The sequence below is a fragment of the Enterococcus sp. AZ141 genome (assembly GCF_051714385.1).
GTDB classification, from domain to species: Bacteria; Bacillota; Bacilli; order Lactobacillales; family Enterococcaceae; genus Enterococcus_D; species Enterococcus_D entomosocium.
Window position 1 is genome coordinate 1,105,001 of the sequence record NZ_JBIORT010000001.1, and the last position, 19,148, is coordinate 1,124,148.

Below are 19,148 nucleotides of genomic sequence, written 5' to 3' on the forward strand. Positions count from 1 at the left end.
GAGGAGACCTATCAAGCAATTGGCTACCACGTGATCACGTCAAAAGCAGAAGGCGAAGATCTATTGGAACTTCAACGGTACTTCCCTGAGCGGATCACCGTCTTTATGGGGCAATCCGGTGCTGGAAAGTCTACGCTATTGAATCGAATCGTCCCGGAATTGGCATTGGAAACAGGAGTGATCTCAGAATCTCTCGGACGGGGGAAACATACGACCCGTCATGTGGAGCTCTTGCCGATTTGTGATGGAATGGTTGCCGATACACCAGGATTTAGTTCGATCGATTTTCTGGAAATCGAAGCAGTAGAGTTACCAAAGCTCTTCCCTGATTTTTTAGCAGTAGCTTCCAACTGCCGCTTTAGGGAGTGTATGCACCTCAATGAACCTGATTGTGCAGTTAAACAGGGAGTTGCAGCAAATGAGATTGCTGCAACTCGTTACAAAAATTACGTGCAATTTTTAGAAGAGATTGAAAACCGACGTCCGGTTTATAAAAAGAAGAAAAAGTGAGGGAAAAGCATGATGAAACTAGCACCATCTATTTTAAGTGCCGATTTTGCAAATCTTCAAAGAGACATTGAGCTGGTAGAGCGCCATGGCGCAGATTACATTCACGTAGACGTGATGGACGGTCATTTCGTTCCTAATATTACCTTAGGCCCAAACATCGTTAAAGCGATTCGCCCAGTTACCAAGCTGCCGTTGGATGTTCATCTAATGATCACCGAGCCAGAAAAGTATATCCATGCCTTCGCGGAAGCTGGAGCAGATATCATTGGTATCCACGCGGAAGCAACGCCTCATATCCATCGTGCGATCCAAATGATTGTGGCAGAAAATGTCAAAGCAGAAATCGTCATCAACCCAGGTACACCAGTTTCAGCCATTGAACATGTTTTATCCATGTGTGATCAAGTGTTAGTTATGACGGTCAATCCAGGGTTTGGTGGGCAATCCTTTATTGAAGAATCACTGGAAAAAATTGCGGCGCTGGCTGCTTTAAAAGAAGAAAAAGGCTACCATTATGATATCGAAGTAGATGGCGGGATCGTTCCTGAGACAGCCAAACGCTGCCTGGAAGCAGGCGCAAATGTCTTTGTAGCAGGAAGCTATATTTACGATGCCGATGAACCTGCGGCGCAAATCAGAGCCTTGAAAGAAGCTTTGCAATAAATGAAGATTTTGTTAGCGGCAGGTGGAAGTCCTGAAAATTGGCCACAGTTGATGGCGTATGATAAATACATTGGAATTGATCGTGGGGCCCTGTTTTTGCTTCAGCACCAACGGCCAGTCGATCTGGCAATCGGTGATTTCGACTCCCTGACCGCAGCAGAACTGCAAGCGGTCAAACAACAAGTTAAGACAGTGATCCAAGCCCCTGCTGAAAAAGATGATACAGATACTCAATTGGCATTGGTTGAGACGTTGCGTCTTTATCCAGAAGCGCAAATCGACGTGATTGGTGCAACGGGGGGACGCCTTGACCATCTTTTAGCCAATCTGTGGTTAGTTTTAGAAGATCGGTTTCGTCCATTTGCCCCAAATTTGCGTTTTTTAGATCGTCAAAATGTCGTTCAGTTCTTTTTACCAGGCACCTATCAATTGGAAAAAGAACCTGGGATGCAGTATTTGGCGTATTGCTGTTTGACGCCGGTAACAGATTTGACGTTAACAGGTAGCAAGTATTTATTAGAAAACGTCCAAGTACCGTACCCAACTTCTTATGCTAGCAATGAATTTCTGACACAAACAGCAGGTTTTTCCTTTAGCAGCGGGATGATAGCAGTCATTCAAAGTTGTGATTAAGAGACGGAACGTCTCTTTTTTTTGTTGAAAATTTCAGAAACTTAATTACAAAAAAAACATTAAGACGGACAACTTAGCTTTTGTTTGCAGGGTATTAATGGTAAAATTGGAACTACAGTTTGGAATTATTTGAGGTGTCTTTGTGAAAAAGTTTAATCCTAATAAAAATATTATCATCACATTGATTATTGTGATTTTAGTTGTCACCGTATTAAGCGTGACGATCGCCCGCCGAGCAGCGGGAAACTCCACCAATGCCGTGCAATCTACGGTCAATGACTCCGTTGGCTTTATCGATAAAATGATTACCGCTCCTTTTCGTTGGATCGAAAATGGTGCCAATTCAGTCAAAAATTTGTTTGTGACCTATGAAGAAAATGAACGTTTAAAAGAGAAATTGGACAGTTTTGAGGAACTGGAACAAGCGAAGGACAATGCGCAAAGAGAAATCGATGCCTTGAAAGAAGAGCTAGAGCTGAATGCAACCTTGACGAATTATGAACGGATCTCCGCCAATGTCATCAATCGGTCACCTGATACTTGGCAAGATATGCTGATCGTGGACCGAGGCTCAAGAGATGGCGTTGAGGTCAACATGGCAGTCATGTCGCAAAAAGGCTTGATTGGTCGTGTCATTGAGGTCAATGCAGCTTCTTCTAAAATTGAACTTTTGACTTCTGAAAACCAGAATTCCAACCACTATCCGGTTCGGATCAGCGGCGAAGATGGGTCAAACTTTGGGATCCTAAGTAGTTACGATCAAAAAGAACGTTCCTTAGTCATTACCCAATTGACGGGGGACAATGAGCTGAAGGAAGGCGATGTCGTGCAGACCTCTGGATTAGGAGGAAACTCGCCCGCCGACTTAGCGATCGGAACAGTGATCCGTACCACCAAAGATGAGTTTGGTCTTGATACCCAAGTATTTGTAAAACCGTATGCCCAAATGTATGATATTCAAGCAGTAACGATTATCAAACGCTTGGCAGGTGAGGAATAGCCATGAAAAAGCATGACTACATCAAATACCTGGCAGCGGGCGTCTTCTTTTTGATGATGTTGGCAGATGGACAACTGACGCGTTTTTTGGAAAAATGGACCCAAGACAATTATATCGCCAGTGCGCATCTTTTATTGATCGCTCTTTTATGTGGCGCGAAGTATTTGCCGAAAAACTTTTTGATTACCACGGCGCTGGTGATCGGCTGCCTCTATGACGTGTATTATGTCGGTGTGATCGGCATCTACACGGTGGCGTTTCCCTTGATCGTATGGATCATGTATATTTTGAAAAATACGCTTTATCAAAATGTATTTACCATGTTTTTCGGAATGATCATCTTTGTTACAAGCTTAGAAGTTGTGACATTGGGGGTTCAATTGCTGTTTAAGATCGCATCAGTTAGCACGTCATTCTTTGTTTCCCGCTTTCTAGCACCAACGCTTTTATTGAACATCCTTTTGTTTATCCTTTTAGTTGTTCCATTCATGAAGCTATTCAAAGACGAATAGCTTCATTTTTTTTGCGTTTGACTGTATAAAAATAACAGCGATTGAAATGTTTTTGTAATATTCCTTTTATCTCTCTGACATACGGCTGTGTTACAATCACACTATCGTGAAGGACTTTAGGTATTCTTAAGCATTTATACATAAAAAAACCATATTAGGGGAAGCAACAGCCGGAGGAATGAAGAGTGAAAAAGCGAATTTTATCTTTATTGTTAGTAAGTTCAATTGTTCTTACTTCTGCAGCAGCACCGACACTTGTCTTTGCATCAGATTTTGACAATAAAATTGAAGAAAAAAAACAAGAGATCTCTGACTTGCAAAACCAGCAAGCGAGCATCCAGTCACAAGTAGCAGCACTTGAAAGCGACGTGGCTGCAATCAATGAAAAAGCCCAAACTTTGTTGCAACAGCAAGGGGATTTGCGTGCGGATTCTGAAAAGTTGAAGCAAGAAATTGCCGATTTGAAAGTCAGAATCGAAAAGCGTGAAGAAGCGATCCAAAAACAAGCTCGTGACGTTCAAGTCAATGGACAAAGCACGAACTTTATTGATGCAGTATTAGAAGCTGACTCTTTAACAGATGCTATTGGCCGTGTGCAAGCAATGACGACGATCGTCAATGCTAACAAAGATCTTGTAGATCAACAAAAGGCAGACCAAGAAGCAGTTGAAGCGAAAAAAGCGGAAAACGACGATAAATTGGCAGAGATCGCAGCGAACCAATTTGAATTAGAAACACAATTAGGGGATCTACAAGCCAAACAAGCTGATTTGAATGTTTTGCAAGCGGAATTGGCTGTTCAACAAGCATCTAAAGAAGATGAAAAAGCTGATTTAGAAAAACAAAAAGAAGAATACGAAGCAGAACAAGCTCGCATCGCTGCAGAAGAAGCGGCGGCAGCAGCAGCTCGTGAACAAGCAGCACAAGAAGCAGCGGCTCAAGAAGCGGCAGCAGCTGAAGCAGCTACTCAGGAAGCAGCACCAAGCGAATCTTCAACGTCTAATTCAACGACATCAAGCGCCACAACAAATTCTAGTACGACGACTGATACTACGCAAGGCAGTTCATCACAAGGCAGCGGTTCAGCAAATACGACACCATCGACACCTGCCAATAATAACAATAGCAATAACAACCAAGGATCAAATAATAGCAGCAACGGTTCAAGCAGTACTCCTGCACCCGCACAAACGGTCAATGGTTCAGCAATCGTAGCAGAAGCAATGAAATACATTGGTACCCCTTATGTTTGGGGTGGTACGACACCAGATGGCTTTGACTGTTCTGGCTTTACACAATATGTATTTGCTAAAGTTGGGATCTCATTACCACGGGTAACGTACGCACAAGAATTTTCCGGTACGGTAATTTCGATCAACGAAGCAAAAGCCGGTGACTTGTTATTCTGGGGTAGCCGCGGAAGCACACACCACGTGGCGATCGCTATGGGTAACGGACAATACGTTCATGCACCAACACCTGGTCAAAATGTTTCTGTCAGCAGTTACTCTTATTACTCACCAGATTTCGCGGTGCGCGTAAACTAAATCAATTGAAGCTATTTCAAAAGCTGGCGTTTTACGTCAGCTTTTTTTGATTTCTGTTTTAAAAAACGTATGCTTTTTTTGTTTTCAGTCTTGCCAGAACATCTTATAATAGAGAAGAGAAAGGAAGCGGATAAAATGAACAAGACCTCGTCTTCCAGAGAAAAAATGATAACGGTTAAGTTTTATACGAATTATCTTTCTCGCATGATGATGCCGAATTTAAGTATTTTTATTGCGTGGATGCTGATTTCATTCCTGTTGCCTTTTTTCTCAGTCGATCAACAAGTGATCCAGCAAATGGAACAAGGGGTCTTGACTGTGTTGCTGCCCCTCATGATTGCCTATACAGGTGGGCAAATGTTGGCACCTGAACGCGGTGGGGTCGTAGGAGCAGTGGCGGTTTTAGGGGCTATTCTTGCAACCGATATTCCCCAAGTCTTTGGGGCGATGCTACTGGGACCACTGGCAGGCTGGCTGTTGTATCGCAGTGATTCGTTCGTGAGTAAGGTCAAAAGTGGCTATGAGATGCTGGTGCGCAATTTTATTGCAGGTGCGCTTGGCGGACTCCTTTTTTTAGGCAGTTACTTCCTATTGGCGCCGCTTTTTAATTGGTTCAGTCTCGGCAGCTATCAGCTCGTTGATTATTTCGTTCGGCAAAATGTCTTGCCCTTTATTCATATCATTGTAGAACCATTGAAAGTTTTGTTTTTTAATAATATTGTCAACCATGGACTATTTACGCCGCTAGGAATCGAAGCCGCGGCAGTTAACGGTCAGTCGGTTTTATTTTTGATCGAGGCCAACCCCGGTCCGGGATTAGGGGTCTTAGCGGCGTATCTTTTCTTTGGTTCAAAGCGAAACCGAACGAATGCCGCAGCATCCATTTTTGTGCAGGCCATTGGCGGGATTCATGAAGTGTATTTCCCGTTTGTTCTGCTCGATCCTTGGGTGTTGCTCGGTCCGATCGTTGGTGGTTTCAGCGGTACACTGATCTTCCAATTTTTAGGAGTAGGCTTGAGAGCACCGGCGTCCCCGGGCTCGATTTTGGCGATTTTGCTCAATACACCGGCTTCTATGATCCTTGGTGTCTTAACTGGGATTGTCGTCAGTACGGTCGTATCGTTTGCGATCGTTAGTGTGCTATTAAAACGGAAGACCAATACAGAAAATGAGGAGCGTAAGATGCCGAAAATGAAGAAAGTCACGGAGATCGTCGTGGCCTGTGACGCAGGGATGGGGTCCAGTGCGATTGGTGCCAGCATACTAAAGAAAGAGTTAGAAGAAGCCCAGCTAACGTTTCCTGTCCGCTATCAGTCGATTTATCGTGTGACGGATGATCCCAAGCTGTTAGTGATCACCCAACGGGAATTAGCAGCTATTGCCCAAAAGCAGACACCACACGCACAGCATTATGTGCTAGATAATTTTTTGGCGGCAGATGAGTATGCTCCGCTGATCCAAGAATTACAAAGAAGAGAACAGGATCCGCAAAAATCGCTACAAACCGAGGCAGCAAGTTCGCTAGGGTTTTCAACGATCATCTTTTTGTATACTGGAAAAAAACGCGGTTCACAAACGATGGCAGTGGAGATACTAAGAAAAATGGCCCGCCAACAAGCGCTTCCTTTGACCATCAAAAAAATGGCATATGAAGGACAAGCTCTTGATCCTACGGCAATCTATATCCTCCCGAAAGAACTTGCAGAAAAGTGCTCGATCCCAGATGTTCCTTTACTGGTGGTGGATGATTTATTGACGACAGATGCGTATCGTCAGTTACTGACAGAAGGAGTCGACTATGTTTTTGACCAATCGTGAAACACTTTTATTAACGGAATTGATGAATAGTACCGGTCCGGTTTCTTTAGATCGCATGATGCAAGTCTTAAAAGTCAGTAAACGAACGGTGTACCGTGAACTGGCTAATCTAGAAAAATCCCTGGAAACAGTAGGTGCTACCTTAGAGAAGGTCGGTCGTGGTCATTTCCAAATTTTTGCATCAGAAACGAGCATTCGCCAATTACAAGAAGCCATTATGGCAGATACCGATCAAGAATTCGCGGCTAGTGAGCGGCAACACCGTATTTTGTTGCAACTGACTACCGCCACGAAGCCTGTATCCAGTCATTTTTTCTTGGAGCGTTACCAAATCAGCAATACGACGTTTTTTTCAGACATCAAACAGCTTGAAGAGAGTCTCGCACGGCTGCCGTTAAGGATCGTGCGCAATCAAGGGTATGAGATCGAAGGCTCCGAAAAGTATCGGCGGTTGATCACAGCCAATACACTAGTGATGGAGATCAATGAATACCAATTTTTCCATTTACTGGAAACCGATGATGAAGCCCCGTTTATTTTTCAATTTCTGTCCCGCGACCATCTATTGCTAGCCCAGCGGTTGATTCGGGAAACCATCGAACCCCAATTCAAGGAACTTAGTGACCGCAAATTAGCCTTTATCGTCTTGATGCTGGCGCTAGCCATGGATCGGGTAGCTTTGGGCTATACGGTGGAAGAAGAGACGTACCCGAGTCAGATCAACAAAGACTTGCTGAAGGTGGCGAAAAAGATTTTTGCTCAGATCGCCGAAAAGACCAAACTGCTTTATTCCATCAACGAAATCGTCTTTTTTGCCGTGTTACTAGGTGATTTTGCCAATTCCTTTGACCGTGATTTTTTTGATGACAATTTTGATACCGACTTGGCTTATCGTGTAAAACGCTTGATCGAATTGGTCAGTGAGCAAACAGAAGTGGCGTTTTATGAAGACACGAACTTGTATAAAATGCTGCTGACCCATATCTCAGGAGTAATGACGCGGGCGATTTTAGAAGAAGATCATTTGAACAACCCTATCCTAGAAAAAATCATGAACCAGTATGTCGAAATCGCCAGCGGGATTCGTAATCATCTGCCGCAGGTCTTTCCGCAGCAGCAGTTCTCGGAAGAAGAAATCGCCTATATGGTCCTACATTTTGCCAATTCGTTGGAAAAAAATCCGAAAGTGTTAGAAGTCAATATTGCAGGAATCTCTCCTAGCGGATTAGCCTCCATCAGTTTGTTAGAGATGCAGCTGCGGAAACATTTTCCCTTTATCAATCAAATCACCTTCTTTCGAGTGGGGGATGTCAAACGGGAAAATATCGAGGAGACCTATGACTTGGTGATCTCGACTTCATTGCTGCCAGGGTATCAAGGAGAGTACAAACTCGTTTCACCGATCCTGCTAGAAGAAGACATTCAAGAGTTGAAGAAGGCCTTCCAAGCCATTAGTCAGAAAAAACGTTCCGCCAAAAAAGCGCCCTCTGCTTTGGTCAAAGAGGAATCCTATGAAGCGGTCTTGGCTTTTATCGAAGCTATTAACCAGCTATTGGCGCTGTTTCAAGTGCAGGCGATTGATAACCCAGCGGACTTGGAAGAAACGTTGCAGCTGGTGCTGACGTCTTTTGATGCACATGTTGTTTTGGATCGTGAGAAAGTTGTTGATCGTCTCTTAAGGCGCTACTTCCAAGCGCCAGTGGGCATTCCTGACACCCACTTTGCCTTGTTTCACGCGGCGAGTTCGGCGATCCTGCAACCTGTTTTTCGTATTTTCGATTTGAAACAGCCGCTGCCACTTCTAGCGATGGATAAAAAAGAGATCGCTGTTACCCGTTTATTAGTCATGCTGGCGCCCTATCCTATCAATGAAACAAGCTCTCAGATGTTAGGAAAAATCAGTGGTTCGATCATTATGAATGATCTAAATACGGAGATTTTTAATTCCGGCAATGATTCGATTATTTATCAGTTACTCTCTTCGCTCTTGATTGAAGAAGTAAAACAATAGGAGGGATCAGCGATGTATATTCCACAGGAGCGGATTTTGTTGGATCAACACTTTACCGATGCCACAGAGGCCCTGACAAAAATTGGCGAGTACTTAGTCAACCAGGAAATCGTCTCTTTACCTTATGTCAAAAGCCTTTTGCGGCGTCATCAAAAAACAGGTGTTTACATCGGGAACTTTGTTGCACTGCCCCATGGGGAAGAAGAAGCCCAGCAATGGATCAAGGAAGAAGGGCTCTTTTTGATCCAAGTGCCTGATGGCGTTGACTTCGGCACGAAGGAGCAGCCCAAAACCGCTACGATCCTTTTCGTAGTCGTCCTAAAAGAGCAGCAATTAGCTGTTTTGCAAGAAATCGCCTTTTTTTGTTCTGATATGCAGAATGTTCGGGCGCTTAGTGATGCCGAATCGGTTGAAGAGATCCAACAGATTTTGCTGGCAGAAGAATAAGCAATCAGCAGCAGACTGGCTTGCAACAAGAGCAGCGAACGAAATACATGAATGAGCTACAGCCGTGTGCTCGCTCTTTCTACCTTGTGTAGAAGGAGTGGGTACACGTTTTTTTTTGCGTTTTGGCAAAAACCAAATAAAAATGCTTCACGTGAAACATAACAAAAAGCCAGTGAGTGCAGGGGCTACTCGCGTTTTTTTGTTCTGTCTGTTTGGCTACAAGTTTTGGCACAGTTTTTTGCGCCAAAGTACGACTTTCGACCGTTTTGGGAAGCTCCTACAATAAGGGTGTAAGCAGACGAGAGGAGAGAAAAAAATGGAACAGACACAAAAAGCAGCCAAATCATCAGTAAAAGCAAAAGTTCAAAAATTAGGCAGTACGTTGTCGAGTATGGTGATGCCGAATATCGGCGCATTGATTGCATGGGGTGTATTAACGGCATTATTTATTCCAGATGGGTATTTACCAAATGAAGCCTTTGCAACGATGGTCGGTCCAATGCTGACGTATTTGATCCCAATCTTGATCGGGTATACCGGCGGGAAAGTGATTGCTGGCGACCGCGGGGCCGTGGTTGGGGCGATCGCGACGATGGGGGTCATCGTCGGAACGGATATCCCAATGCTATTGGGTGCGATGATCATGGGTCCTTTAGGCGGTTGGGTCATCAAGAAATTTGACGAGATCTTCCAAGACAAAGTTCGCGCTGGCTTTGAAATGTTGGTCAACAACTTTTCATCAGGTTTGATCGGCTTTGCCTTAGCATTACTGGGCTTTGTAGCAATCGGACCAGTTGTTAACACCTTGACACAAGCAATGGCAGCAGGGGTAGAAGTGATCGTCAATGCCCACTTGATTCCATTAGCCAATATTTTTATTGAACCAGCAAAAATCCTATTCTTAAACAATGCCATCAACCATGGAATTTTGACACCACTAGGTACTGAGCAAGTCAGCGAATTTGGGAAATCGATTCTTTACTTGTTAGAAGCCAATCCTGGGCCTGGTTTAGGAGTCTTGCTAGCCTTCACTTTCTTCGGAAAAGGAGCAGCGAAATCTTCGGCACCTGGAGCGATCATCATTCACTTTATCGGTGGGATCCATGAGATCTACTTCCCATACGTCATGATGAAACCATTGATGTTCTTAGCAGTGATTGCCGGCGGTGTATCAGGAAGCTTTACCTTCCAATTGTTAGGTGCAGGCTTACGAGCACCTGCTTCCCCAGGTTCGATCATTGCGATCTTAGCAATGACGCCATTCAACTCGGTGATGAGTGTCGTTTCTGTCTTAGCCGGAATTGCCGTAGGAGCAGGCGTGTCCTTTATCGTCGCTGCCGCGATCTTGAAAGCAGATGCGAAGGATACGGTGGATAATTTTGAAGAAAAAGTACAACAAACGCAAGCAGCAAAACTCAGCGCTAAAGGCTTGGCGGCTCAACCAATGACTGGCATCAATCGCATCATCTTCGCATGCGATGCAGGCATGGGCTCCAGTGCTATGGGGGCATCGATCTTACGTAAAAAAGTCAAAGAAGCCGGTCTTCCACAAAATGTCTCGAATTCCGCCATCAACAATTTGACGGACGATGCCAATACATTGATCGTCACTCAAGAAGAATTGCAAGAACGCGCCAAACAAAAAGCGCCAAATGCGACCTTCGTCGCGGTTGAAAATTTCCTGAACTCTCCACGGTACGATGAAATCGTAGCCACATTGTCAGGGACGAAGACAGCGGGGGAGTCAGAAAAAAAGTCTGAAGCAGGCAACCAGGCAGATGTTCCTTCCGCCAATGACCTTAAGCAAGTCAGTGAAATCATTTTGGCCCACGATGACCGCAAAGGTTCGGCAACGATGGCTCAGAAAGTCTTCCAAGATCTTTTAGCCAAAGAAGCTCTGACGATGCCGATCAGAAAAAGCCATATCAATGATCTCCATGCCAACGCCTCTTCCCTGGTGATCACAAAAGAAGCCTTAACGCCGCAAGCGCAAACTTCAGCGCCAGAAGCGATCCACCTATCCGTTAATAATCTGATGGGAACGACGAACTATCAACGGATCGTGGCATCGATCAAAGCAGCGAATTAAGAAAGGATGAGCCGAATGCAAGTATTAGAAAAAGACATGATTGAATTGAACAAACAATTTGCGACCAAAGAAGAAGCCATTCGTTACTGCGGCGAAAAATTGCTGGCGGCAGGCTGTGTGGAAGAAGAATACGTCGAAGCCATGCTTGAGCGTGACGAGATGCTCTCAGTCTATATGGGGAACTTTATTGCGATTCCTCACGGCACGGATGAAGCCAAAAAATACGTCAAAAAATCAGGTATCTGTATCGTGCAAGTACCTGATGGCGTGAATTTCGGTACCGCGGACGAAGAAAAAATCGTCACCGTTCTTTTCGGCATCGCGGGCAAAGGGGAAGATCATCTGCAATTGGTCCAACAAATCGCCCTCTTTTGCAGTGATATCGATAACGTCGTCGAATTGGCGGATGCTTTGGATAAAGAAGAAATCGCCCAAAGTTTGACCGTAGCATAAGGATTTAAGGAGGAGACAAGACATGAAGGCAGTTCACTTTGGTGCAGGTAATATTGGTCGCGGCTTTATCGGCGAGATATTGGCTGCCAACAACTTTGAAATCACATTTATTGATGTCAATGAAACGATCATTGACGCCTTAAAAGCAAGACAAGGGTATACCATCGAATTAGCCGATGAGACCCAAGAACAGATCCACATCGAGCATGTGACAGGATTGAACAATGCCAAAGAACCAGAAGCGGTGATCCAAGCGATCGCCGAGGCAGACATCCTTACGACCGCCATTGGTCCCAACATTTTGCCGCATATCGCTGAGCTGATCGCCAAAGGCTTAGAAGCACGTCAGCAACACCCAGACAAGCCAGCCATTGATGTGATCGCCTGTGAGAATATGATCGGCGGATCGACCTTTTTAAAAAGCGAAGTGCAAAAATACGTTGCGGATTGGTCAGCGTTGGAAGCGACGGTTGGTTTTCCAGATGCAGCGGTGGATCGCATCGTACCGCTGCAGCACCATGAAGATCCCTTATTCGTTCAAGTAGAACCCTTCTGCGAATGGGTGATCCAAGAGTCTGGGATGAAATCCTCGATCCATCTGCAAGGGGTCCATTATGTGGCGGATCTGGAACCGTATATTGAACGGAAATTATTCAGTGTCAATACGGGTCATGCCACGGTAGCGTACACAGGCGCCCTCCAAGGCTATCAGACGATCGATGAAGCGATGCAGGATCATTTAGTGGTGATCCAATTAAAATCCGTTCTCGAAGAAACTGGCCGCCTTTTAATTGAGAAATGGGCCTTTGATCCTGAAGAACATGAACGGTATATCGAAAAAATCATCCAACGCTTTAAAAACAAGCACATTTCCGATGCCATCACTCGGGTGGCACGGACACCTGTCCGCAAATTAGGGACCGAAGAACGCTTTATCCGACCAGTCCTTGAGTTAGAAAAACGCAACATGCAGCCAGATCATCTCTATGAAACGATCGGCATGATCTTCAATTACAAAGACCCTGAAGATGAGCAAAGCCAACAGTTACAAGCACTTTTGGATGAAAAATCACTACCGGAAGTCATTGCAGAAATCACTGGCTTGCGTGATGAAGACATGATTGAAACGATCCGACAAAACATTGAAAAATATGCGTATGTTGCCGCATAAAAACGAGTAAAACACAGAACAAGCAGATAAATTGCCGCATCCGTAAAAGTTAGCCCAACAAGCGAGCTTTTGCGGATAGGTCAATTTCTTTCAACGCTTGTTCTGTGTTTTTTTGCTCACCGATTGACCTTTGCTGCCAACTTGACGATAATAAGAAAAGAAATGAGGGAGAGCAATGGAACGATGGTTTGAAGAAGCCCAGCTTCAAGTAATTGAGTTGCCGATCGAATGGCAGGAAAACCGCCCCGTCTATCGGGCTTTTATCCGTGAATTGCCGACGATCCAAGGGGAAGGAACATCGCGGCAAGCTGTTTACCGGCAGTTGGCAGAAGCCTACGCGGCTTACCTTGCCCAACTTCGAGAGGTCAATGAGGCGCAGGAAGAAATGACGTCTTCCTTATTATCGACGGAAGAATTATTGCGCTACTATGATGGCGAGACCTTCGATGGTTTTGAGTTGCCCTCTGACGAGTAACAGGAAAAAAGCCATTCACTGAAAACTGAAAAGCTACGCAAGAAAAAACCGCTCAGCTGCAGCTCGATCGATACGAAGGATCGAACGCTGCAACTGGCGGCTTTTTTTCTCTAAGAAACCAAGTCTTATTCGTGGTTAGTTCAATGCCTCAGTAATCGCTTGATTGAAGGCATCTAAGTCATCTGGGTTTCGGCTGGTGATCAACCGATAGGTTTCGTCGATCACGACGGGCTCATCTTTGACGGTGGCACCTGCGTAGGCTAAATCTGGTCGCACAGAATCATAAGCCGTCAAGGTCAAATCTTTCGTCAGTCCTGTTTGGATAAACAGTTGTGGGCCGTGGCAAATGGCAAAGACGGGACGATCAGATGTCAAAAAGTCTTTCGTCAATGACACATAGCGCTCATCGGTCCGTAATTGGTCAGGGGAGAAACCGCCTGGGATCAACAAAGCATCAAAACTGGCGGGATCGATCGTATCGATGGCCGCATCAACGGGAAACGTTCCACCTTGTTTGCCTTTTACGGTCTCGGCGCCTTCATTACTAATAACGACTACTTCATGTCCGGCCGCTTCCAGTGCTTCTTTTGGTGACGTCAATTCAACATCTTCAACTAGATCAGTGACAATAACAGCAACTTTACTCATTCGATCTCCTCCTTATTACTTGATGAACAATTTGTTCACCTGCTATTATTTATGCTAACGAAGATTTTCGCTGTTGACAAATCATCTGTTTGTCTGCAGCTTGAAAAAGAAAGAAGGCAACGCCATGGCAACGATCCAACTATTTATCTCTGATACCCCCCTTTGCTTTGAAAAAGCGGAATTCACTTTTATGGAAGAAACATTTGTCATCGAGAAACAGCAACTATTTGAAAAAGTCGATGCGGTGATGCATCAAGAGGTATCCTCGTCCTTGGTTTCATTGGTAGAAAAAGCCCTTTTGACGCTAGAAGCGATCGGGGAAGAAGAGGATTATTTCGACCTGCTTTATTTGACCTATGAGAATACCCGGCGTTCCCTCAGCGGACAGCAATTACTCGCACAGCCGTTTCCAGCTGTAGAGGCAGCCTTGCAGCCGGTCTTTGATGAGTTGGCAGAACCGATCATAGAAAAGTTTTATGAAGAGCTGACCAATCAATTAGAAGAAATCGCTGATGATGAGCTGTTTAGTTCCTACTATCTGGATGATGAGCAAGCGGTGATTCAAATCGATGCGCCGATCCAACATGAAGAAGTAATCGCTTTGCCCGCCCTTTTACGAGATTACCATGGCACGTTGCACCTGACCTTTGAAAAGTTTTATGAATACCTTGTGTAGCGGCGGCAACTGCCGTCGTTATTTTTTGTGAAAACAGTTACATGTTTAGTTTTTTTTAAATCCTGCGACAGAAGCCTCGGGAATCTTGACCCTTTTGTCAGAAACGATTATAAAGGTAAGAAGAGGCTGAAGGAACCGAGACTGCCGATGGGCAGAATCGGGTAAGAAAAGGATGAGAATCATGCGAAAAGTCCCGCCTATTTTAAAACCAATTGCACTTTTAACGATATCAACGATCATTGCCACTGCCACCGGCGTGGTGAATTCAGGCAGTTACCGCCAACCAAGTCGTGCGACGGAAACGACAGAAACGACCGAACAAGCACCAAGTGAAAGCACACCGTCTTCGATAACGGAAGACAGTCAAAATCAAACACCTGCTAGCACGGACTCACAACCGACGAACGATGACCAGCAGAACACACCGTCATCCAGCAGTGAAGTAGTAACACCAGAAACGACCCCGTCTTCTTCGGTGCCTGCAGAAACGACGCCATCAAGCGATGAGAGTGTTTCACCGGCGACACCGGAAAACAATCAAGAAACACCTTCTTCAAGTGAAGAAACCACGCCAGATCAGCAAGTGATCATGGATGAGAATCAAGGAAATGAGTAGGTGAGAAAATGACGCTTATTTTAGATTTAATCAACGGCATCCACAAATTTTTGGGCTATCTTGACATCAGTCCCAAATACTTGAATCGCGCCTATACCATCCTCAGTATCATTCCAACGGCGTATATTTTGCGGATCATCTATGGAATGTTTGCGAACCAAAACTATTTTCAAGCGATCCTTTATACGATCGGCTTTTTGGTCTTAGTCTATTTCTGGGTACTGAATATCTTCTATTATTTCTTGAATAAAAACATGAAGTTCGATGTTACTCAGACCTTTGTCAAAGTCTTACCGGACGAAGTCTTCAATATTGAAGGGGAAACTATCAGCACCACCGACATTGATCGTTTGACGACTGAAAAAGCGGTGATCGATTTTGAAGAAGACTATCAGCTGGTATTGGCGAATCATTTGCAGACCTTGATCGCTCAAGAAGAATTGGCGATCAAACCGTCATCCAACGGCTTTACGATTCCGAAAAATACCTTGTACCCTTACTATTTTGTCAAACAGCAAGGGAAAAACGAGTACGTATTGCAGATCGGGACCAGCTACACGGAGATGACGAAAGTTGGCACGATTCAATGGACCGGCAAGCAACCTTTAGAGCCAGTGGGCTTATTTATCACTGGCGGTGATTTTGTCAAAAACGATGTCAAATACCACGAACCATACAGTTTAAAATTGTATGTCAAAAAAGAGGTCTCCGAAGAAGAACCGCAGACCTCAAGACAGGCGTATCGACGACAAGCACGCAAATAAGAAAAGGCAGTTCCCCCAGAGCGTTCTCTGAAGGGACTGCCTTTTTGGTATCTCGGTTATTCGATCGGAATGTTTTTTGCAGGTGCGTCTTTGTAGCTAGCTTTCGGTAAAGTCAGGGTCAAAACGCCGTCTTCAAACACTGCTTTGATGGACTCGTCATCAATGTCTGTGATGGTGAAGGTCCGTTGATAGGCACTGCTGGAGCGTTCTTTGCGCAAATAATGTCCGAAATCATCCTCGGTTTCAGTGGTCTCCGTTTGAGCCGCTGAAATCGTCAAGGTGTTGTTGACGTAACTGACGCGGATGTTTTCTTTCTTGATGCCGGGTAAATCTGCTTGAACGAGATACTTGTCTTCGTATTCTTTAATGTCCGTGTTCATTTGTCGTTCTTGCCAAAAACTGTTCATTAATTTGCCTAATAGTTCTTCGCCGCCTGCTAAATCTCTTGGAATCAAATTTGCCATGTGGTTCCCCCGCTTTCTTTTATCCATTGAGTTGGTACCTCTATTTTACGAGGAACCAAGCCAAAGGGCAACCAAAATGGCAACAATCATAAAAACAAGAGAAATCACTCAACTATCTTATAAGAATCTGCTATGATAGAACTAAATAACTATCAGATGATTGGATGAATGAAGATGGAGATTATTGAAAAAGCGCCAGCTAAGATCAACCTCGGTCTCGATGTGTTAGAGAAAAGAACAGACGGCTACCATGAGTTGGAAATGGTGATGTCTAGTGTTGATCTAGCCGACCGTCTGATAATGGAAGAGATAGCAGAAGATAAGATCATTGTAGAAACCAACAAAGCTTTTTTACCGATCGATAAACGCAATAATGTCTATCAGGCCGCCAGTATTTTAAAAAAACGCTATGGTATCAAAAAAGGCATCCGCATTCGCATCACCAAGAATATCCCGGTGGCAGCTGGGTTAGGTGGTGGCAGTACGGATTGTGCGGCAGCGCTGCGGGGGATGGTTCGCCTTTGGGACTTGGACCTCTCCATGGCAGAGCTGATCGATATTGGTATGGAAGTTGGCACTGATGTTCCCTATTGTCTGTATGGGACCACTGCTCATATTGCAGGAAAAGGGGAGCTGGTGACGCCGCTGCGGCCGATGCCGCAATGTTGGGTCATCTTAGTCAAACCTCGTCTGAGTGTTTCAACGGGGAAAATCTTTCAAGAAGTCGAGCTAGACCAACTGCACCATCCAGATATCGCAGCATTGTCTGCCGCCGTCTTAGCCGAAGACTACTCGGCTATGATCGCTGCCATGGGCAATAGCCTAGAAGCCATCACGATCCCGAAGTATCCGATCGTCCAACAGATCAAAGATCGCATGATGAAATATGGTGCCGATGTTGCCTTGATGACCGGCAGCGGACCGACTGTTTTTGCTCTTTGTCAAAAATATTCACGGGCACAGCGGGTCTACAATGCCTTAAAAGGGTTCTGCGACGAGGTTTATCTTGTACGTACATTGAAATGAATGAGTCAAGGACACAGGCTGGATTCGCCTGTGTTTTTTTGCATTCCTTCTATAAAATCCAGTTCAATAGTAAAGAATAAGGCAGCTGAGGTAGGGAGGAAGCATCTAGAAGCTGCCTTACAGAAAAGACCCCGACGAAAAAAAGGCGTCGGGGTCTGATTCTTTACCTAAAGCAAAGGCTATTCTTTTTGGTGCTGCTTCTTTGCGGATTTTTTCTTTTTGTCTTCTTCATACAATGGTTTGTCGATCGTTTTGCGGATTTCTTCGGTTTGCTGCGATGCAGGATCTTCTGGTAAATCGATTCGATTCAGCAGTTCGCTGTTGTTTACAGTTGGCGGCACAGTTACAAATTCGTTCATCTTCGTTTCCTCCAAGTGCTTTTAAATGATTATCCTACTTACTCTCTAATTTTTCAAGTTATCACAAAGGAAACGCATGGCCAACGGTGTAAAATAAGACGATGTTCCCGAGAGAAGAATCCGCTTCAAATGAACGTTTTCTCCTATGTTTTCCGATTTATCTCGAAATAAAAGTTTTAAATCGTAAAACGTACGATTTGTCTTGACGAACCGGAAATCATTTGATAGAGTAACTTTTGCTAACAAAACGGAGTTGTTCCGTTTTAAAATAAAAAGATGAGCCAGCAAATGGAAGGGGAAATCCCGATGAAAAAAATCTTACTTACTACAGCACTCCTTTTAGGGGGCGTGCTTCTTGGCGCTTGTGGGCAGCAAGAAGCGACAAGTCAATCCAGTGACGCAGAAAAGCTGTCGATCGTCACGACCTTTTACCCAATGTACGAATTTACGAAAGAAGTCGCAGGTGAGGCAGCGGATGTCTCCTTGCTGATCCCTGCAGGAACAGAACCTCATGACTATGAGCCAAGTGCCAAAGATATGACCAAAATTATGGATGCAGATGCCTTGGTCTACAATAGTCCTGAGCTAGAAACTTGGGTTGCTAGTTTGACGGATTCCGTCGATCCTGAGCAAACAGCAGTGATTGAAGCGGCCAAAAACATTCAGTTGGTGGAAGGCACAGAGGAAGAGCATGGTCACGAGGACGAAGACAGCCATGAAGGCCATGATCATACGTATGACCCTCATGTTTGGACCGACCCAGTCTTAGCGATCCAAGAAGTAGAAACGATCCGCGATGACCTGATTGCGAAGTTTCCTGAGCAAAAGGCAACCTTCACGGAAAATGCGGCTGCCTATATCGAAAAACTTTCTGCGCTAGATGAAGCCTATCAAGCGGCGTTAAAGGATGCGACTCAACGGACCTTCGTCACACAACATGCAGCTTTCGGTTATTTGGCACGGCAGTATGATTTAGTCGAAGAATCGATTTCGGGCATTTCACCCGATCAAGAACCAACGCCAAGTCGGTTGGCTGAGCTGAAAGAATATGTGGAAGAAAAACAAGTCAAAGTTATCTATTTTGAAGAAAATGCCTCATCGAAGGTGGCTGAGACCTTAGCCTCTGAAACGGGCGTGGAGTTAGCGGTCTTGAATCCATTAGAAAGCTTGACGCAAGAGCAGATGGATAACGGCGAAACATACCTGTCTGTAATGGAAGACAATTTGGCAGCATTACAAAAAAGTATTCACTAAGGAGGCGCCTGC

The 19,148-nt window shown here is 44.8% G+C and carries 21 protein-coding genes (1 of these 21 cut by a window edge); 18 read left to right on the forward strand and 3 right to left on the reverse strand.

Annotated elements, in window-relative coordinates:
* From rsgA to IGI89_RS05245, 13 genes are all read left to right on the forward strand, one after another.
* Nucleotides 1-510, forward strand: the 3' portion of a protein-coding gene (gene rsgA, locus IGI89_RS05185; protein WP_438735393.1) for a ribosome small subunit-dependent GTPase A. The gene continues 375 nt to the left of window position 1, outside the view; the window shows 510 of its 885 coding nt (coding positions 376-885); the start codon falls outside the window, past its left edge; the stop codon is at nt 508-510.
* 9 nt (nt 511-519) lie between these two features.
* On the forward strand, nt 520-1,173 hold the full coding sequence (gene rpe / locus IGI89_RS05190; protein ID WP_005232947.1) for a ribulose-phosphate 3-epimerase: 654 nt from the start codon (nt 520-522) through the stop codon (nt 1,171-1,173).
* Nucleotides 1,174-1,806, forward strand: a complete 633-nt coding sequence (locus tag IGI89_RS05195) for a thiamine diphosphokinase (protein WP_016612034.1) — start codon at nt 1,174-1,176, stop codon at nt 1,804-1,806.
* A 142-nt stretch (nt 1,807-1,948) separates the two neighbouring features.
* Entirely contained in the window at nt 1,949-2,806 is an 858-nt protein-coding gene (gene mreC, locus IGI89_RS05200; RefSeq protein ID WP_005232949.1) for a rod shape-determining protein MreC, read from the forward strand.
* Between the two features lie 2 nt (nt 2,807-2,808).
* Nucleotides 2,809-3,318 carry a rod shape-determining protein MreD gene (gene mreD, locus IGI89_RS05205; RefSeq protein ID WP_008381673.1) on the forward strand — a complete coding sequence of 170 codons (510 nt, stop codon included), beginning with the start codon at nt 2,809-2,811 and terminating at the stop codon, nt 3,316-3,318.
* 185 nt (nt 3,319-3,503) lie between these two features.
* Complete coding sequence (locus IGI89_RS05210; RefSeq protein ID WP_438735394.1) at nt 3,504-4,865, forward strand: C40 family peptidase; 1,362 nt, start codon at nt 3,504-3,506, stop codon at nt 4,863-4,865.
* Between the two features lie 69 nt (nt 4,866-4,934).
* Nucleotides 4,935-6,683: a PTS sugar transporter gene (locus tag IGI89_RS05215; protein ID WP_438735395.1), complete on the forward strand. Its 1,749-nt coding sequence runs from the start codon at nt 4,935-4,937 to the stop codon at nt 6,681-6,683.
* A complete protein-coding gene (locus IGI89_RS05220; RefSeq protein WP_008381679.1) occupies nt 6,664-8,694 on the forward strand; it encodes a BglG family transcription antiterminator in 2,031 nt (676 codons plus the stop codon). The genes IGI89_RS05215 and IGI89_RS05220 overlap by 20 nt, the downstream gene beginning before the upstream one ends.
* 12 nt (nt 8,695-8,706) lie before the next feature.
* Complete coding sequence (locus tag IGI89_RS05225) at nt 8,707-9,141, forward strand: PTS sugar transporter subunit IIA (RefSeq protein ID WP_086316708.1); 435 nt, start codon at nt 8,707-8,709, stop codon at nt 9,139-9,141.
* 316 nt (nt 9,142-9,457) lie between these two features.
* On the forward strand, nt 9,458-11,230 hold the full coding sequence (locus tag IGI89_RS05230; RefSeq protein WP_438735396.1) for a PTS mannitol transporter subunit IICBA: 1,773 nt from the start codon (nt 9,458-9,460) through the stop codon (nt 11,228-11,230).
* 15 nt (nt 11,231-11,245) lie between these two features.
* Nucleotides 11,246-11,683 carry a PTS sugar transporter subunit IIA gene (locus tag IGI89_RS05235; protein WP_008381683.1) on the forward strand — a complete coding sequence of 146 codons (438 nt, stop codon included), beginning with the start codon at nt 11,246-11,248 and terminating at the stop codon, nt 11,681-11,683.
* Nucleotides 11,684-11,705: 22 nt separating this feature from the next.
* Nucleotides 11,706-12,854 carry a mannitol-1-phosphate 5-dehydrogenase gene (locus IGI89_RS05240; RefSeq protein ID WP_142437285.1) on the forward strand — a complete coding sequence of 383 codons (1,149 nt, stop codon included), beginning with the start codon at nt 11,706-11,708 and terminating at the stop codon, nt 12,852-12,854.
* 175 nt (nt 12,855-13,029) lie between these two features.
* The gene (locus IGI89_RS05245) at nt 13,030-13,329 is read left to right on the forward strand and encodes a hypothetical protein (protein WP_005232957.1); all 300 of its coding nucleotides are present in this window, start codon (nt 13,030-13,032) and stop codon (nt 13,327-13,329) included.
* 135 nt (nt 13,330-13,464) lie between these two features.
* On the opposite strand, the gene IGI89_RS05250 is transcribed toward IGI89_RS05245, so the two are convergent.
* On the reverse strand, nt 13,465-13,977 hold the full coding sequence (locus tag IGI89_RS05250; protein ID WP_008381689.1) for a type 1 glutamine amidotransferase domain-containing protein: 513 nt from the start codon (nt 13,975-13,977) through the stop codon (nt 13,465-13,467).
* 124 nt (nt 13,978-14,101) lie between these two features.
* Here IGI89_RS05250 and IGI89_RS05255 point away from each other — a divergent pair, with 124 nt between their 5' ends.
* The 3 genes from IGI89_RS05255 (at nt 14,102) to IGI89_RS05265 (ending at nt 16,033) form a co-directional block, all read left to right on the forward strand.
* The gene (locus IGI89_RS05255) at nt 14,102-14,653 is read left to right on the forward strand and encodes a hypothetical protein (protein WP_438735397.1); all 552 of its coding nucleotides are present in this window, start codon (nt 14,102-14,104) and stop codon (nt 14,651-14,653) included.
* Between the two features lie 181 nt (nt 14,654-14,834).
* A complete protein-coding gene (locus tag IGI89_RS05260; RefSeq protein ID WP_101699572.1) occupies nt 14,835-15,269 on the forward strand; it encodes a hypothetical protein in 435 nt (144 codons plus the stop codon).
* An 8-nt stretch (nt 15,270-15,277) separates the two neighbouring features.
* Nucleotides 15,278-16,033, forward strand: a complete 756-nt coding sequence (locus IGI89_RS05265) for a DUF6681 family protein (protein WP_005232961.1) — start codon at nt 15,278-15,280, stop codon at nt 16,031-16,033.
* A gap of 56 nt (nt 16,034-16,089) precedes the next feature.
* Here the strand turns inward: IGI89_RS05265 and IGI89_RS05270 are convergent, their stop codons facing one another.
* Nucleotides 16,090-16,497 (reverse strand): Hsp20/alpha crystallin family protein, encoded by a 408-nt coding sequence (locus IGI89_RS05270; protein WP_034871953.1) that lies wholly within the window; start codon nt 16,495-16,497, stop codon nt 16,090-16,092.
* 174 nt (nt 16,498-16,671) lie between these two features.
* Here IGI89_RS05270 and ispE point away from each other — a divergent pair, with 174 nt between their 5' ends.
* Nucleotides 16,672-17,523 carry a 4-(cytidine 5'-diphospho)-2-C-methyl-D-erythritol kinase gene (ispE, locus tag IGI89_RS05275; RefSeq protein ID WP_034878197.1) on the forward strand — a complete coding sequence of 284 codons (852 nt, stop codon included), beginning with the start codon at nt 16,672-16,674 and terminating at the stop codon, nt 17,521-17,523.
* A 179-nt stretch (nt 17,524-17,702) separates the two neighbouring features.
* Here the strand turns inward: ispE and IGI89_RS05280 are convergent, their stop codons facing one another.
* Nucleotides 17,703-17,882 carry a hypothetical protein gene (locus IGI89_RS05280; protein WP_005232965.1) on the reverse strand — a complete coding sequence of 60 codons (180 nt, stop codon included), beginning with the start codon at nt 17,880-17,882 and terminating at the stop codon, nt 17,703-17,705.
* A 306-nt stretch (nt 17,883-18,188) separates the two neighbouring features.
* On the opposite strand from IGI89_RS05280, the gene IGI89_RS05285 reads away from it, so the two are divergent.
* Nucleotides 18,189-19,136 (forward strand): metal ABC transporter substrate-binding protein, encoded by a 948-nt coding sequence (locus IGI89_RS05285; RefSeq protein WP_139843219.1) that lies wholly within the window; start codon nt 18,189-18,191, stop codon nt 19,134-19,136.
* Nucleotides 19,137-19,148 lie beyond the last annotated feature (12 nt).